This is a genomic window from Streptomyces sp. NPDC006368, assembly GCF_040612535.1.
Taxonomy (GTDB): Bacteria; Actinomycetota; Actinomycetes; order Streptomycetales; family Streptomycetaceae; genus Streptomyces.
In genome coordinates, this window is sequence record NZ_JBEXQK010000021.1 from 74,259 (window position 1) to 89,573 (window position 15,315).

The following is a 15,315-nucleotide window of genomic DNA, read 5'->3' on the forward strand; positions in this document are numbered from 1 at the left end:
TCATGATGGCGCAGGCGAGGGCGCGACGGAAGACGCCACACACGGGGCGATTCGCCCGCCGCCACCGACAGGCGGCACGGCGGGGCCGTCCTTACGGTTCGGATCATGAGTGTCAGCGCCGACAAGCCCGCGGGTTCCTCCGGGCCGGCGGGGTCTGCCGGATCCACCGGACCGACCGGTTCCGCGACGGCCGGGGATCCAGGGCGCCGCCTTCGGCGCCCCCGTCGCCCGCGAGGCGGACCGGGACGGACGGCTCGTCGAGCACGACATCGCGGGGGAGTGGCCCGTCAGGACCGTGTACGGGGCTTTGTCCGAGGCGCTCGGCGAGGAGGTCGACGCCGGCACCGACGAGACGGTGCTGCGCCGTCTGTGCGACCGGGCCGGGGTGCCGCACGGCCCCGACGACACACGCGGGGACGTGGTGCTGGAGATGTACGAGCGGCTGGTCGAGGAGAAGACCCTGCTGCCCACCTTCTACCAGGACTTCCCCACCGACGCCTCCCCGCTCACCCGCGAGCACCGCCGTGACCCGCGCCTCGCCGAACGCTGGGACCTGGTCGCCTTCGGTACGGAACTGGGCACCGCTACAGCGAGCTGACCGACCCCGTGGAGCAGCGGCGGCGCCTCACCGAACAGTCGCTGCTGGCGGCGGGCGGCGACCCGGAGGCGATGGAGCTCGACGATGACTTCCTCGACGCGCTGGAGTACGCGATGCCGCCGACGGGCGGGCTCGGCATCGGTGTGGACCGGCTGGTCATGTTCCTCACCGGGCTCACGATCCGCGAGACGCTGCCCTTCCCGCTCGTCCGGCGCCGCTGAAACGCACCGGGGCGGGCTCGTCCCATCGAGTGCAATCGGCCGCCCCGCCGGTGTGGGTCAAGAACCCGGGGCATCGGCCATGCGAGTTATTAATCATGAAAAAGGATCAGCTGCCCACGGGGCGGCGGATGGTGCTGCGCATCGCCGCCGCGCTCGGGGCCACCACCACCGTCGGACTCTTCGCCCCGGACCGCCTCGCACCCGGACCGGCCACCACCGCGCCGGGCCCCTCCACCACCCCACCCGGCCGCTCCCCGACCACCCGGCCGCGCACCGCCACCGCACCGCCCGCTGCCGCCGGACCCCCGGCACGCGCGCGCCACGCCCCCTCCTCGTACCGCCTCCAGCCCATGACCGCGGAAGCCCCGCCCCGCTACCGCCGCGCCGCGCCACCGGTGCGCCAGCGGCCCTTCCTGCGGATGTCGGGGACCGGCCGCACGATGGTCCTCTCCTTCGACGACGGGCCCGACCCCCGCTACACCCCCGGCATCCTGCGCACGCTGCGCGCGCACGGCGTCCGCGCGATGTTCTTCGTCTGCGGCGGGATGGCCGTCTCCCACCCGGACCTGTTGCGCGAGATGGCCGCCGACGGCCATGTCGTCGGCAACCACTCCTGGTCCCACCCGAACATCACCAAGCTGGCCCCCTCCGCCATCCGCGACGAGCTGGGCCGCACCAGCGAGCTGATCGAACGCCACACCGGCGCCCCGCCCCTGTGGTACCGCGCGCCCTACGGCGCCTGGAACCGGCACTCGTTCCGGATCGGCGCCGAGCTCGGCATGGAGCCGCTCGCCTGGACCGTGGACACCCTCGACTGGACCGAGCCCGGAACCCAGACCATCGTGAGCCGGGTCATGGAAGGCGCCGCGCCCGGTGTCGTGGTGCTCTCCCACGACGCGGGCGGGAACCGCTCGCAGAGCGTGGCTGCCCTGCGGACCTATCTGCCCCGGCTGATGGACGCGGGGTACCACCTCACCGTCCCGCGCAGATGATTCGTACGGCTCCTGTGGGGCGGGCCCGCCTCCTCGGCGGGCCCGCCCTTTTCACGCCTGCGCACCCCGCGGGGGCCGCGGCCTCAGCGGGTCTGCACCATGCGGGCGAAGACGACCACGTTGCCGTCGTAGCCGCCCGCCCTGGAGTAGCCACCGCCGCAGGTGATCACGCGCAGCTCCGCGTGGCCGGTGTCGCCGTAGACGCGCACGCCCGGGAAGTCGTGCTTGGAGAAGACCTCGATGCCGTACACCTCGAAGACCGCCACCCGGCCGTCGTACCGGGTCACCTCGACCAGCTGGCCCCGCTTGACCGAGCCCAGGCCGTAGAAGACGGCCGGGCCCGCCGCGTTGTCGACATGGCCGACGATCACGGACGTACCGCGCTGGCCCGGCGAGATGCCGTTCTGGTACCAGCCCGCCAGGTTCGGGTCCTGGGCCGGCGGCGCGTCGATCCAGCCCTCCTTGTCCAGACCCACGTCCATGATCGGGGCGTCGACGTTGATCGCCTCGATCCGGATGCGCGACGCGGGCGCGTACGCCAGTGTCTGCAGTGAGGCCGGCGGAGTGGGGGCCTCGGCGACGCCGCGCTCCGACGGGGTCGCGAGGGCGGCCGGTTGCGGCGGGCCGAGCTGGTCGTCGACGCCGTTCCGCATCATCGCGAGACCGGTGAGCATGACGAGGGCCAATGCGCCCCACGGCGAGCGTCTCGTCCACTCGAAGCCACTGCGGTCCAGACCCATGGTTCTCCCTTCGAGGCGTCTGTACGCACGCTAAGGGCGGCCCGCGGGGCGGGCGATCAGTGGAGGGCGAACGGGTGGCGGACGGGCCGTACGGGTGATGACCCATCCGAGTAATCGTCGGACACCGCCCTGACAGTGTGTGACCTGCGGCTCCATCAGCTGCGGGGTCACCGCACCGGCGTGTCGCCTCACTGGGGTGGACCAATTGTCGAAATGCGGTGATCACACCGGCTTGTGATGGTTCATCGTGGAAGGCGTACTCGTCGAATTTCCCGGAGCGCCGCTTTGGGGCGTCTTCCACTGGAGGTTCAACCATGCGTGCTTCACGCGCTTTCGCGGTGGCGGCCACCGCGTTCGCGACCGTCGGAGTCTGCGCTCCGATCGCGGTCGCCACCGGCAGTGGAGGGGGCGGCAACGGCCCCACCAATGTCACCGTCCGTCCCACGCAGGTGCACCAGGGCGGCCAGCTCGCGGTGAGCGCCTCGGGCTGCAACCGCGGCGGCAGCGTCACGTCCAACGCCTTCCCTCCCACCGCACTCACCCTGAACCGCGCGGGCAACTCGGCGGCCACGCCGCGGATCTACGACCACGCCACGCCCGGCCAGTACAACCTCGCCGTCCGGTGCCACGACAGCCAGCTGGTCGTCACCCGCACCTTCACGGTCATCGCCGGCCGGGGCGCCCAGGGTGGCATCGGCGGCTCCATGGCCCCGAGCTCCACCGAGATGGCCATCGGCGCCGCGCTCGTCGGCACGGCGGCCGTCGGCGGCGGGCTGTTCATCAGCCGGCGCCGCCGTCTGAGCGGCGGAAAGGTCTGACCGGCCGAACCTCCCGGTCCGGCCGAATACGCCCGTCGCCCCGAGTCCTCGACGAGGACTCGGGGCGACGGGCTTCCTTCTCGGTTTCTCCCCGGCCGCGGGGTTCTTCAGTGGCGACGGGTCGGGGGTTTCTTCAGTGGCGACGGGTCTCGGCCCGTCGGCGCACCACGAGGATGACGCCGGTGGCCGCGGCCACCACCATGCCCGTGCCCAGGGCGAGCTGGCCGGTGTGCCAGCCGCCGACGCTGCCGCCCAGACCGCCGCGTACGCCCTGGGAGGGCGGCGCGACCGCGGTGGCGGTCCTGGTCACCGTCGGGGCGGCCGTGGAGTTGGTCGTCGGGGTCGACGTGGCCATGGCGATGGTGAGGTTCACCGTGCCCGGGGTGCCACCCGCGCAGGTGAACGACACCGTGTAGACCGCGCCCCGCCTGGCGTCCCAGTCGACGGTGGCCGTCGCCGAGCGGCCGGCCGGGATGGTCACCGTGTCGAAGACGCCCGACGACGCCATCGCGGTCCCCGGGCAGCCGGGGGCCGAGAGCACGACCCTGCCACCCGGCTGCACCGTCGACGGGGAGACGACGAAGTCACCGGGGGCGAACTTGCCGGACGCCGCGGCGGCGGCGGGGGCGGTCAGGGCGAAAGCGGCCGCTCCGAGCAGAGCGGCGGACGCGGCACGTATCGCGCGCATGGTCGATCCTCCGGGTCCCGAGGAGCAGCTGCGGAACGGATTTCCGCAAGGAGACTGATATGCACCTCGATGCCCGAAACGCTAGGAGCGCCGTACCACACCCGCGATCCCAGTCGGGCGAATGGGGCACCGAGGTCCCCCGAACGGCCGACATCGGCAGGGCCCCGCCGTTGGCCGAAGCCGGCGAAGCCGTCGTCAGCCCCCCAGATGCGGGAAGAGGATCCGGAACGGTTCGTCGTTCGCGGACACACCCCGGCCGAACGGTGCGTCGAACGCCCAGATCAGGAAGAGCAGGAAGGCGATCAGCACACTGAAGAGGCCGGCCAGCAGCAGCTCGCGGAACGTACGCCGGATCTGCAGCGTGAAGATCAGCCCCACCGTGATCAGCGCCCCGGTGATCAGCCCGAACCACACCACCCCCGGCATCGTGGCGCCCGCGCTCTCCGCCCGCGCGGTGCGGGCGTCGTCGACGACCGCCACCTGGTCGACCAGCGGCTGGTACGCCTCGCCCTCGTGCTCGTCGGCGGGCCGGTAGTCGGTGACGTCCCGCCGCATCCGCTCCAGGAGGTCGGTGCCCTTGTCGGTCAGCTCCCCCCGCTCCGCCATGCGCCGCCACTCGGTGTCGACGACATGGGACACGTACGCCCGCACGTCCTCGCGGATGACGTCGCGGACGGCCTCGGGCCACACCTCCACGCGGACGTCCACCTCGTGCAGGGCCTGCGCCTCCTGGCGGACGGTCTCCTGAGCGGCGCTGCGGCCCTCCCAGACGCCCGCGATGGCCAGGCCGAGGACGATGGCGTACACCACGCCGATCATCATCGTCATGTACTCGATGACGTCCGGCGTCTCGTTCGGATCGTCGTCGTCGCCGAGACGCCGGTGGTTGATGACGACGATGGTGAGGACGACGGCGCACGCTGCGGCCATCGCGATGGACAGAACAAGCCATTCCGACAAGGCGGTCTCCGGCGTTGAGGGCTGGTCAGCGGGTCGAGCGGGGGCGCAGAGCGGCGGCGGCGAGCACCGCGGGGGCCGTGAGCAGGAGCATCACGGACACCGGGGAGGGGCCGCCGCCTGGTTCCGGGGGCTGGGCGCGCCGGTAGGCGGGCAGCGGAACGAAGGACGGCGAAGGGGGCTTCGGCCGCAGGGACGGGGCCGGCGCCGGCTCGGGTTCGGGCACCGGCGTGGGCGCCGGCTTCGGTCCGGGCGCCGGGGCCGGCGGCGAAGGTGGCGGGGGCTCCGGCGCGGCCCGGGCGGGCGGCGGAGGTGGCGGCGCCGGAGGCTCCTGCGGCGGCGTGGGTTTCGGCGACGGCTTCTGTGGTGGTGGTGGCGGCGGTGGCGGCGGGGGTGGGGGAGTCGGGGCCGGCGTCGGTGTGGGGGCCGGCGCAGGGGGCGGGGGGCTCGGCGAGCAGGTGGCGGATCCCGCGATCGCCACCGCGTGGTCCGGGCCCGAGGGGCCGATATGGGCGTAGGCGCAGCTGTCGGCCACCGCGGGCAGCGGAGCCGCCAGCAGCCAGCCGAGGACGGCGGTGCTCAGCAGCCGCGCGACGATCGTTCCGTACACGCCGCACAGCATGATCACACCAGGGGCGCCGAACCCGCCGAACCGGTGCGATGTCCCCTGAAGGAGCGGTTCTTCGGTGCCCCGTTGCCGCCCCGCGGAACTTTTCCCGCGACGTGTTGAACACCGACCACCTCCGCGCCCGTACCTATGGCCATGAACGGCGCAACACGGGGCGCCACAACCGGCTTGAACCTCACGGGAGTTGACATGAAGACCTGGCGGAACGCCTCGCTCGCGGTCACTGCGGCGGCCGTACTCGCGCTGACGACGGCGTGCGGTCAGGAGAAGGGCACGCAGAGTCCCAGCCAGTCCGTCGGCGCCGCCGCACCGGCCGGCGCACCCGCCGAGAACGCCGGCGGCTACGGATCCGACGGTTACGGCTCGGGCGGCGCCGCCCAGGGCGCCGCGGCGAAGACGGCCGGGCAACTCGCCGTGTGGGACAGCAAGGAGTTCGGCAAGGTACTCACCGACAGCGAGGGCTTCACCCTCTACCGCTTCGACAAGGACACGGCGAGCCCGCCGAAGTCGAACTGCGAGGGTGAGTGCGCCAAGGCCTGGCCCGTCGTCTCCGCGGAGGGCGCCAAGCCCCCGGCCGGGGTCGACGCCTCCCTCATGGGTGAGGTGGCCCGCGCCGACGGCACCAGGCAACTCACCGTCGACGGCTGGCCGATGTACCGCTACGCCAAGGACACCAAGCCCGGCGAGGCCAAGGGCCAGGGCGTGGGCGGCACGTGGTACGCGGCGGCCCCCGACGGAAAGAAGGCCGCCGTGGGCGCGGGCGGCGACGCGGCGCCCGAGGAGGAGGGCGGCGAGGCGGCCGAGGGCAGCGGCGACACCGGCGAGGGCACCACCCCCGCCGAGCAGGCCGGTCTGTCGGTCCGCAAGGACCCCAAGCTGGGCGAGGTCGTCGTCGACAGGAACGGCATGACGGTCTACCGCTTCCAGAAGGACTCGGCCTGGCCGATGAAGACGGCGTGCACCGGCGACTGCCTCAAGAAGTGGCCGGTGGTGGAGCCCGTCGACAAGAACGACACCGAGGGCATCAAGCTCAAGGGTTACGTGACGTTCAACCGGCCCGACGGCATCAAGCAGCAGACCATCGACTGCTGGCCCCTCTACACCTTCGCCGGCGACAAGAAGCCCGGTGACACCAAAGGGCAGGGCGTGGGCGGCACCTGGTTCGCCGTCTCCCCCGAGGGCAAGGTCGTCAAGTAGCCCCCCTCAGCCGGTCGGAGCGTCCGCATCACGTCCCCACGCGGCTCCGACCGGGTGCCCGGCTCCCACCTGCCGGGCCCCCGCTGCCCGCCGGACACGCCCCCCGCGTGCCCGGCGGGCGGTCGCACGTGCCAACGGCGTGTGACCAAGAACGGACCGCTATTTTCCGTTTCCTCTCGCCCTCCCGGCGGGCGATCAGTAGCCTCGGCTCGAACACCGGCCATGAACATGGTCGTATTCCCGTGGCGACTTGTTGGAGACATCGATGGAGCGTCCCGCCTGGGCCCCGCCGGGTATCGATATTTCGGTCCCGAGCGTGTCCCGCATCTACGACTACTACCTGGGCGGCTCGCACAACTTCGAGGTGGACCGGGAAGCGGCGCGCAGGGCGATGGAGTTCATGCCGGGCCTGCCGAAAATCATGCAGGCGAACCGGGCGTTCATGCGCCGCGCCGTACGATACGCCGTCAGCGAGGGCATCACCCAGTTCCTCGACATAGGCTCCGGCATCCCCACCTTCGGCAGCGTCCACGAGGAGGCCCAGGGCGCCAGTCCCGGTGCCCGCGTGGTCTACGTCGACCACGACCCGGTCGCCGTCGCCCACAGCAAGGCGGTTCTGGAGGGCAACGACGACGCGGACGTCCTCGCCGCCGACCTGCGCAAGCCACGGGACATCCTCGCCGCCCCGGAGGTCGGACTCCTCGACCTGGAGCGGCCCGTGGCGCTGCTGCTGGTCGCCGTCCTGCACTTCCTGGAGGATGCCGACGAACCCGGGCGGGCCGTCGCCGAACTGCGTGACGCCCTCGCCCCCGGCAGCCTGCTGATCCTCACGCACGCCTCGTACGAGGGCATCCCACTGCCCCAGGAGCGGGCCGGGGGCGCGGTGGGCGTCTACCGGGACATCCGCAACCCGCTGGTCATGCGCGGGCGCCAGGAGGTCGCGCGGTTCTTCGACGGGTTCGAGCTGGTCGAACCGGGCCTCGTGCAGATGCCCGAGTGGCGCCCCGAGGGCCCCCTCGACCAGGAGGATCCATACGCCTTCTCGGGCTTCGCAGGGGTGGGGCGCAAGGCGTGAGCGTGCCGGTGCGGGAGTCCGGGGCCGGGTCGGGCGACGAGCCGGACGGCCTCGAGGACAGACTCCGGCGGTTCGCGACGATCTGGAGCCGGGCCATCTTCCCGGTCACCGCCACGTCGTTGACCCGCTCCGAATTCGAGGGACATCTGCTGCCGCTGGCACGGGAGTTGAGCGGCGCGCTGTACGCCCGGCCGTTCGACACCGCGCCCGCGCACCGTGTCGGGGCCGCCCTGGTCGCCGCGCACTGCACCGAACCGGACGCGCTCAGCCGTACCCTCGGCGTAGTCGACTCCTACCTGGTGCTCTACTGCGGTGACACCGGCCCGGCCCTGCCGGCCGACGAGCTCCGGGCCCGCTGCTCGCGGTTGCAGCACGCGCTGGCGGCCGGCTTCGCCCAGGCCCTTCGTGAACGCACCCGCGCCGAGCAGGAGGCCATCGCCCGCTCGGCGCTCTCCGCGCGCAACTTCGCCGAACAGGCGCTGCACGCCACCGAGGCGCGGTTCCGGGCCGTCTTCGAGGGCGCCGCCATCGGTATCGGCATCGCCGACCTCGACGGCAACGTCCTGGAGGTCAACGGCGCCCTCACGCGCATGTTCGGCGGGCTGGAACGGCACGTCCGCGGCCGCAGGGTGAGCGAGTGGGTGCATCCCGAGGACGCGCCACACGTCTGGAGGATGTACGGGGAGCTGGTGCGCGGCGAGCGCGAGCACTTCCAGGTCGAGAAGCCCTTCTACCGGGGTGACGGCACCGTCCTGTGGACCAACCTGACGGTCTCCCTGCTGCGGGACGCCGACGGCAACCCGCAGTACCAGCTGGCGCTGATGGAGGACACCACCGAGCGCAGGCTGCTCAATCTGCGGCTGCGGTACGAGGCGACCCACGACGCGCTCACGGGACTGCCCAACCGCACGCTCTTCTTCGAACGGCTCGACAAGGCGCTCTCCGCGGGCGACGGCGCCCGCTTCGCGCTCTGCTACCTCGACCTCGACGGCTTCAAGGCCATCAACGACAGCCTCGGCCACGCCGCCGGCGACCGGCTGCTCGTCGAGGTCGCCGACCGGCTGCAGTCCGTCGCGACCCGGCCCGGTGAGATGGTGGCCCGGCTCGGCGGCGACGAGTTCGTGGCGCTGACCACCGGCACGGACACCGAGCGCACGGCCGACGAGCTCGCCCACCGCATCCTCGCGGCCCTGGCCACGCCCATCCGGCTGGACGGCCGCGAACTGACCGTGCGCGGCAGCGTCGGCATCGTCGAGGGGCCGGCGGGGGAACGCGGCTCGGCGGACGTGCTGCGCAGCGCCGACATCACCATGTACCGCGCCAAGTCGGCGGGCGGCAACCGCTTCGAGCGGGCCGACCCCGAGGCCGACGCCCGGGCCATCACGCGGCACGGCCTGACCACCGCGCTGCCGGCGGCCCTGGAGCGCGAGGAGTTCTTCATCGAGTACCAGCCGCTGGTCCACCTCGGCGACGGCAGCGTGCACGGCGCGGAGGCCCTGGTGCGCTGGTGCCACCCGCAGCACGGGGTCCTCGGCCCCGACCGGTTCATCCCGCTCGCCGAACACACCGGGCTGATCGTGCCGCTCGGGCGCTGGGTGCTCCAGGAGGCCGTCCGCCAGGCCCGGTTCTGGAGCCGACGCCACTCCGACGGCGGGCCCCTGCGGATCAACGTCAACCTGTCGCCGACCCAGCTGCACCACCCCGGCCTGGTCACCGACATCGTCGACGTCCTGGACCGCTCCGGGCTGGAGCCGGGCGCGCTCTGCCTGGAGGTCACCGAGTCCGCGCTGATCGGCGCCGACGCGGATCTGCTCAAGCCGCTGCGGCAGCTCGCCGAGATGGGCGTGAACATCGCCCTGGACGACTTCGGCACCGGCTACTCCAACCTCGCCAACCTGCGCCGGCTGCCCGTGAGCGTGCTGAAGCTGGACCGCTCCTTCACCCAGGGCATGCAGCAGCACCCCGCCGACCCGGTCGACCTGAAGATCGTCGAGGGGATCGTGTCACTGGCGCACAGCCTGGAGCTGGCGGTGACAGTGGAGGGCGTCGAAACGGGCGCGCAGGCCGAGCAGCTGCGGGAACTGGGCTGCGACACGGCCCAGGGGTGGTACTACGCCCGCCCGGGCGCCCCGGACCGGATCCACTCGCTGCTCCTGGCCGACGCGGTGTGAGACCCGCGGACACTCTCCCCCCGGTACGAAGCGCCGGGGGGAGGGCCCCGGCCACAAAGGCGCGGCCCCCGCGCCCCGCACCCCCCAGGGTCACCCGCGGCGTGCCAGCAGCAACCGCTGAAGCTCCCGCGCGGCCCGCGGCGGCGCCACGTCGCTGCGGTGCGCCAGCGCGATCGTGCGGCGCAGCCCGGGGCGGGCCAGGGCGGTGACCCGCAGGTCCCGGCCCGCCCTGGCCGCCACCATGCTCGGCACGACGGCCACGCCCAGCCCCGCCCGTACGAACCCGAGCACCGCGTCCATCTCCCCGCCCTCCACCGTGAACGACGGCTCGAAGCCCTCCGCCCGGCACGCCGCGACGGTCAGCTCCCGCAGGTCGTAGCCGTGCCGGAACATCACCAGCGGCTGGTCGCGCAGATCGGCGATCCGTACCGGACGGCGCGGCGCCGGGGCCGCGGCCGAAGACACCACCACCAGGTCCTCCCGGAGCAGCTCCACCGTGGTGAGCGCGGGCGAGGGGGTCGGCAGGGGCAGCACCACCAGGGCCAGGTCGAGCCCGCCGCGCGCCAGCTCGCGTACCAGGTCGTGGGAGCCGCTCTCCTCGATCAGCAGCTGGACGCCCGGGTGCAGATCGTGGAAGGCCCGCAGGACGTCGGGCAGCAGCCCGGTGCACAGGCTGGGCGTCGCCCCCAGCCGCACCCGCCCGCGCCGCAGCTGGGCCAGTTCCTGTACCTCGTGGCGCGCGGTGTCGGCGTCCGCGAGGATGCGGCGGGCCAGCGGCAGCAGCGCCTCGCCCGCGTCGGTGAGCGCGATGTTGCCGCGCGCCCGGCTGAACAGCTCCGCGCCCAGCTCCTTCTCCAGGGCCCTGATCTGCTGTGACAGCGACGGCTGCGAGACATGGACCCGCTCGGCGGCATGGGTGAAGTGCCGGGTCTCGGCCACCGCCACGAAGTAGACCAGCTGCTGGAACTGCATACGTCCACGATAGGTGGCGACCATAGCCCGGCCCTATGGAGATCAGCGGAACCATGTCTTGGACCTCTGGCCACCACCGCGCCTAGCGTCTGTGCCATGGCTCTGGCAACGCGGACGGATCGACAACCGTCCCTCACGCGCACGTTCTGGGGATCCACCGTCGGCAAGAAGACGGTGATGGCCGTCAGCGGCCTGATCATGATCGGTTACCTCGTCGCCCACGTGATGGGCAACCTGAAGGTCTTCTTCGGCCCCGGCGAGTTCAACGCGTACGGCCACTGGCTGCGCACCATGGGCGAGCCCGTCCTGCACCACGAGTGGGGCCTGTGGATCGCCCGCGTGGTGCTGCTCACGGCGGTCATCGCCCACGGCGTCTCCGCGTACCAGCTCAGCAGGCGCGACATCAGGGCCCGCCCCACCGCCTACGTCCACAAGCGGCGCCGCGCGAGCTACGCGACCCGCACCATGCGCTGGGGCGGGGTGATCGTGGCGCTGTTCATCGTCTGGCACATCCTCGACCTGACGACGCTCACCGTGAACCCGAACGCCCAGCCGGGCCATCCGTACGAGAACGTCGTCGCGACCTTCTCCACCTGGTACGGCAACGTCATCTACATCGTCGCGATGCTCGCCGTCGGGCTGCACATCCGGCACGGCTTCTGGTCCGCCGCCCAGACCCTCGGCGTGGGCAACGCCTCCCGCGACCGCGCGCTGAAGGCCCTCGCCGACATCCTCGCGCTGGTGCTGACCGCGGGCTTCATCTCCGTACCCGTCGCCGTCATGACCGGAGTGGTGAGCTGACATGAGCTACCTCGACTACGAGATCGGCGCGCCGATCACCGACGGGGCGGCGCCCACCGGCCCCATCGCCGAACGGTGGGACAAGCGCCGCTTCGAAGCCGGGCTGGTCAACCCGGCCAACCGCCGCAAGCACACGATCATCGTCGTCGGCACCGGCCTCGCGGGCGGCTCCGCCGGCGCGACGCTGGCCGAACAGGGCTACCACGTCGTGCAGTTCTGCTACCAGGACTCACCGCGCCGGGCCCACTCCATCGCCGCGCAGGGCGGCATCAACGCCGCCAAGAACTACCGCAACGACGGCGACTCCGTGCACCGCCTCTTCTACGACACGGTCAAGGGCGGCGACTTCCGCGCCCGCGAGTCCAACGTCCACCGCCTCGCCCAGATATCGGTGGAGATCATCGACCAGTGCGTCGCCCAGGGCGTGCCCTTCGCCCGTGAGTACGGCGGCCTGCTCGACACCCGCTCCTTCGGTGGCGTCCAGGTCTCCCGCACCTTCTACGCACGTGGCCAGACGGGTCAGCAACTGCTGCTCGGCGCCTACCAGGCACTGTCCCGGCAGGTCGCGGCGGGCAACGTCGAGCTGTACCCGCGCACCGAGATGCTGGACCTGATCGTGATCGACGGGCGGGCGCGCGGCATCGTCGCCCGCGACCTGATCACCGGCGGGATCACCACGCACTTCGCGGACGCGGTGGTGCTGGCGTCCGGCGGCTACGGCAACGTCTTCCACCTGTCGACGAACGCCATGAACTCCAACGCCACCGCCATCTGGCGGGCCCACCGGCGCGGCGCCTACTTCGCCAACCCCTGCTTCACCCAGATCCACCCCACCTGCATCCCGCGCACCGGCGACCACCAGTCCAAGCTGACCCTGATGAGCGAGTCGCTGCGCAACGACGGCCGCATCTGGGTGCCCAGGGCGCGCGGCGACCGGCGGCCGCCGAACGACATCCCCGAGGAGGAGCGCGACTACTACCTGGAGCGGATCTACCCGTCCTTCGGCAACCTCGTCCCGCGTGACATCGCCTCCCGCGCCGCCAAGAACGTCTGCGACGAGGGCCGCGGCGTCGGCCCCGGCGGCCAGGGCGTGTACCTGGACTTCGCCGACGCCATCCGCCGTATGGGCCGGGCGAAGGTCGAGGAGAAGTACGGCAACCTCTTCGACATGTACGAGCGGATCACCGCGGAGAACCCGTACGAGGTGCCGATGCGGATCTACCCCGCCGTGCACTACACGATGGGCGGCCTGTGGGTCGACTACGACCTCAGGACCACCGTCCCCGGCCTGTTCGCCATCGGCGAGGCCAACTTCTCCGACCACGGCGCCAACCGGCTCGGCGCCTCCGCGCTGATGCAGGGCCTGGCCGACGGGTACTTCGTCCTGCCGTCCACCATCAACGACTACCTCGCCCGCAACCCGCTCACGGAGAAGGTCACCCCGGACCATCCGGTGGTACGGGAGGTGGTCACCGAGACCGAGGACCGGCTGGCCCGGCTGCTGGCCGTCGACGGCGACCGCACCCCCGACTCGTTCCACCGTGAACTGGGCGAGGTGATGTGGGAGTTCTGCGGCATGGCCCGCTCCGACGAGGGCCTGCGCAAGGCGCTGGAGCGGATCCCCCGGATCCGCGAGGAGTTCTGGCGCCGCGTCAAGGTCCCGGGCACCGGTGAGGAGCTCAACCAGTCGCTGGAGAAGGCCAACCGCGTCGTCGACTACCTGGAGCTCGCCGAGCTCATGTGCCTCGACGCGCTGCACCGCACCGAGTCCTGCGGCGGTCACTTCCGCGAGGAGTCCCGGACACCGGACGGTGAGGCGGCCCGCAAGGACGAGGAGTTCTCGTACGCCGCCGCCTGGGAGTTCAGCGGCACCGGTGCCGCCCCCGTCCTGCACAAGGAAGACCTCGTCTTCGAGTACGTCCACCCCACCCAGCGGAGCTACGCATGAGGCTCACCCTGCGCGTCTGGCGCCAGAAGAACGCCGACGCCCCCGGCGCCATGTCCACCTACGAGGTCGACGACATCTCCGCCGACATGTCGTTCCTGGAGATGCTCGACACCCTCAACGAGGAACTCATCCTGCGCGGCGAGGAGCCGGTCGCCTTCGACCACGACTGCCGCGAGGGCATCTGCGGCGCGTGCAGCCTGGTCATCAACGGCGACGCCCACGGCCCCGAGCGCACCACCACCTGCCAACTGCACATGAGGTCGTTCCAGGACGGCGACACCATCGACATCGAGCCATGGCGGGCCGCCGCCTTCCCGGTGGTCAAGGACCTGGTGGTGGACCGGTCCGCCTTCGACCGGATCATCCAGGCCGGCGGCTACATCAGCGTCCCGACGGGCTCGGCGCCGGAGGCACACGCCACCCCGGTGCCCAAGGCCGACGCCGACCACGCCTTCGAGCACGCCGAGTGCATCGGCTGCGGCGCGTGCGTCGCGGCGTGCCCCAACGGCTCCGCGATGCTCTTCACCTCGGCGAAGGTCAACCACCTCAACGTGCTGCCGCAGGGCGCGCCCGAGCGGGAGACCCGCGTCCTCGACATGGTCCGGGTCATGGACGAGGAGGGCTTCGGCGGCTGCACGCTGACCGGCGAGTGCGCGACGGCCTGCCCCAAGGGGATCCCGCTGCCGTCCATCGCCGCGATGAACAAGGAGTGGCTCCGCGCCACCCGGAAGGCGCGCCGCTGAACCGCTCCACTGCTGAGTGCGGGCGGCTGTTTCCGGACAGCTTCGGGGCGTGACCCCGACCACGCTCGCCGCCCCGGAACAGAATATTCCCCTCGGAGCCGTCACATTCTCCGCAAGAATTCCGTCCCGGGGCGTCTCCGCGAGGGCGGACAGCAAGATCCACTTGGTTCAACCCTGCACAACGAATGGGGACATGTCCGTATCGCGGCCAACCCCTCCCCGGAGATTTCCGCTGGTCACGGCTGCCGCGTAGGTATGAGGCATGCCGGGGGCACATGACCGACCCCCGGCACACCCGACCATCGCACTCTCTGGGGGAGATCCATGTCCAGAATCACCCGTCGGCAGGCGCTGAGCGTCACGACCGGCACCGCGATCGGCCTCGCCGTCGCCGGCCACGCGACCGCCGCTCCCGGCGTACCCGCTCCCCGCACCGCCACGGCGGGCACCGCGACGCCCGGCCCCGTCGCCCGGGGGGCCCACGGGGCGGGCCCGGCGCCCTTCGACGAGATATTCCTGGGCCGCCGCATCCAGGGCGGCCCCGCACCGACCGGCGGCCACCACGGGGGACACCACGGCGGCGGCTACTCCGTACGTATCGACGGCGAGGAACTGCACGTCATGCAGAACGCCGACGCGACCTGGATCAGCGTGATCAACCACTACGAGCCGCTCGCCACGCCCCACGCCGTGGCCCGCGCCGCAGTCCGCGACCTGCAGGGCGCCCCGCTCGTCCCGCTCACCTCGTCCTGACCCAGGAGCCCCG

General features: G+C 72.0%; 13 protein-coding genes and 1 pseudogene. 10 read left to right on the forward strand and 4 right to left on the reverse strand.

Annotated features, from left to right (window positions below; genetic code table 11):
• Window positions 1–196: 196 nt before the first annotated feature.
• Window positions 197–819 (forward strand): annotated as a pseudogene (locus tag ABZZ38_RS17785) (amino acid--tRNA ligase-related protein); the annotation flags it as partial.
• A gap of 95 nt (window positions 820–914) precedes the next feature.
• Complete coding sequence (locus ABZZ38_RS17790) at window positions 915–1,811, forward strand: polysaccharide deacetylase family protein (protein ID WP_356740590.1); 897 nt, start codon at window positions 915–917, stop codon at window positions 1,809–1,811.
• 83 nt (window positions 1,812–1,894) lie between these two features.
• On the opposite strand, the gene ABZZ38_RS17795 is transcribed toward ABZZ38_RS17790, so the two are convergent.
• Window positions 1,895–2,551 carry a class F sortase gene (locus ABZZ38_RS17795; RefSeq protein WP_356740592.1) on the reverse strand — a complete coding sequence of 219 codons (657 nt, stop codon included), beginning with the start codon at window positions 2,549–2,551 and terminating at the stop codon, window positions 1,895–1,897.
• A gap of 314 nt (window positions 2,552–2,865) precedes the next feature.
• Here ABZZ38_RS17795 and ABZZ38_RS17800 point away from each other — a divergent pair, with 314 nt between their 5' ends.
• Window positions 2,866–3,369: a hypothetical protein gene (locus ABZZ38_RS17800; protein ID WP_356740594.1), complete on the forward strand. Its 504-nt coding sequence runs from the start codon at window positions 2,866–2,868 to the stop codon at window positions 3,367–3,369.
• A 133-nt stretch (window positions 3,370–3,502) separates the two neighbouring features.
• On the opposite strand, the gene ABZZ38_RS17805 is transcribed toward ABZZ38_RS17800, so the two are convergent.
• Complete coding sequence (locus ABZZ38_RS17805; RefSeq protein WP_356740596.1) at window positions 3,503–4,057, reverse strand: hypothetical protein; 555 nt, start codon at window positions 4,055–4,057, stop codon at window positions 3,503–3,505.
• 195 nt (window positions 4,058–4,252) lie between these two features.
• Complete coding sequence (locus tag ABZZ38_RS17810; RefSeq protein WP_356740598.1) at window positions 4,253–5,017, reverse strand: hypothetical protein; 765 nt, start codon at window positions 5,015–5,017, stop codon at window positions 4,253–4,255.
• Window positions 5,018–5,831: 814 nt separating this feature from the next.
• On the opposite strand from ABZZ38_RS17810, the gene ABZZ38_RS17815 reads away from it, so the two are divergent.
• The 3 genes from ABZZ38_RS17815 (at window position 5,832) to ABZZ38_RS17825 (ending at window position 10,085) form a co-directional block, all read left to right on the forward strand.
• Entirely contained in the window at window positions 5,832–6,839 is a 1,008-nt protein-coding gene (locus ABZZ38_RS17815; RefSeq protein ID WP_356740600.1) for an SCO0930 family lipoprotein, read from the forward strand.
• 265 nt (window positions 6,840–7,104) lie between these two features.
• Window positions 7,105–7,914, forward strand: a complete 810-nt coding sequence (locus tag ABZZ38_RS17820; protein ID WP_356740602.1) for an SAM-dependent methyltransferase — start codon at window positions 7,105–7,107, stop codon at window positions 7,912–7,914.
• Complete coding sequence (locus ABZZ38_RS17825; protein WP_356740605.1) at window positions 7,911–10,085, forward strand: EAL domain-containing protein; 2,175 nt, start codon at window positions 7,911–7,913, stop codon at window positions 10,083–10,085. Before ABZZ38_RS17820 ends, ABZZ38_RS17825 begins: the two co-directional genes overlap by 4 nt.
• 90 nt (window positions 10,086–10,175) lie before the next feature.
• Here ABZZ38_RS17825 and ABZZ38_RS17830 read toward each other — a convergent pair whose 3' ends face one another.
• Window positions 10,176–11,057, reverse strand: a complete 882-nt coding sequence (locus ABZZ38_RS17830; RefSeq protein ID WP_356740607.1) for a LysR substrate-binding domain-containing protein — start codon at window positions 11,055–11,057, stop codon at window positions 10,176–10,178.
• Window positions 11,058–11,153: 96 nt separating this feature from the next.
• On the opposite strand from ABZZ38_RS17830, the gene ABZZ38_RS17835 reads away from it, so the two are divergent.
• The 4 genes from ABZZ38_RS17835 (at window position 11,154) to ABZZ38_RS17850 (ending at window position 15,302) form a co-directional block, all read left to right on the forward strand.
• Entirely contained in the window at window positions 11,154–11,858 is a 705-nt protein-coding gene (locus ABZZ38_RS17835) for a succinate dehydrogenase cytochrome b subunit (protein ID WP_356740609.1), read from the forward strand.
• Window position 11,859: 1 nt separating this feature from the next.
• Window positions 11,860–13,806 carry a fumarate reductase/succinate dehydrogenase flavoprotein subunit gene (locus ABZZ38_RS17840; RefSeq protein ID WP_356740611.1) on the forward strand — a complete coding sequence of 649 codons (1,947 nt, stop codon included), beginning with the start codon at window positions 11,860–11,862 and terminating at the stop codon, window positions 13,804–13,806.
• Window positions 13,803–14,549, forward strand: a complete 747-nt coding sequence (locus tag ABZZ38_RS17845) for a succinate dehydrogenase/fumarate reductase iron-sulfur subunit (protein ID WP_356740613.1) — start codon at window positions 13,803–13,805, stop codon at window positions 14,547–14,549. The genes ABZZ38_RS17840 and ABZZ38_RS17845 overlap by 4 nt, the downstream gene beginning before the upstream one ends.
• Before the next feature lie 324 nt (window positions 14,550–14,873).
• Window positions 14,874–15,302: a tyrosinase cofactor gene (locus ABZZ38_RS17850; protein WP_356740615.1), complete on the forward strand. Its 429-nt coding sequence runs from the start codon at window positions 14,874–14,876 to the stop codon at window positions 15,300–15,302.
• Window positions 15,303–15,315 lie beyond the last annotated feature (13 nt).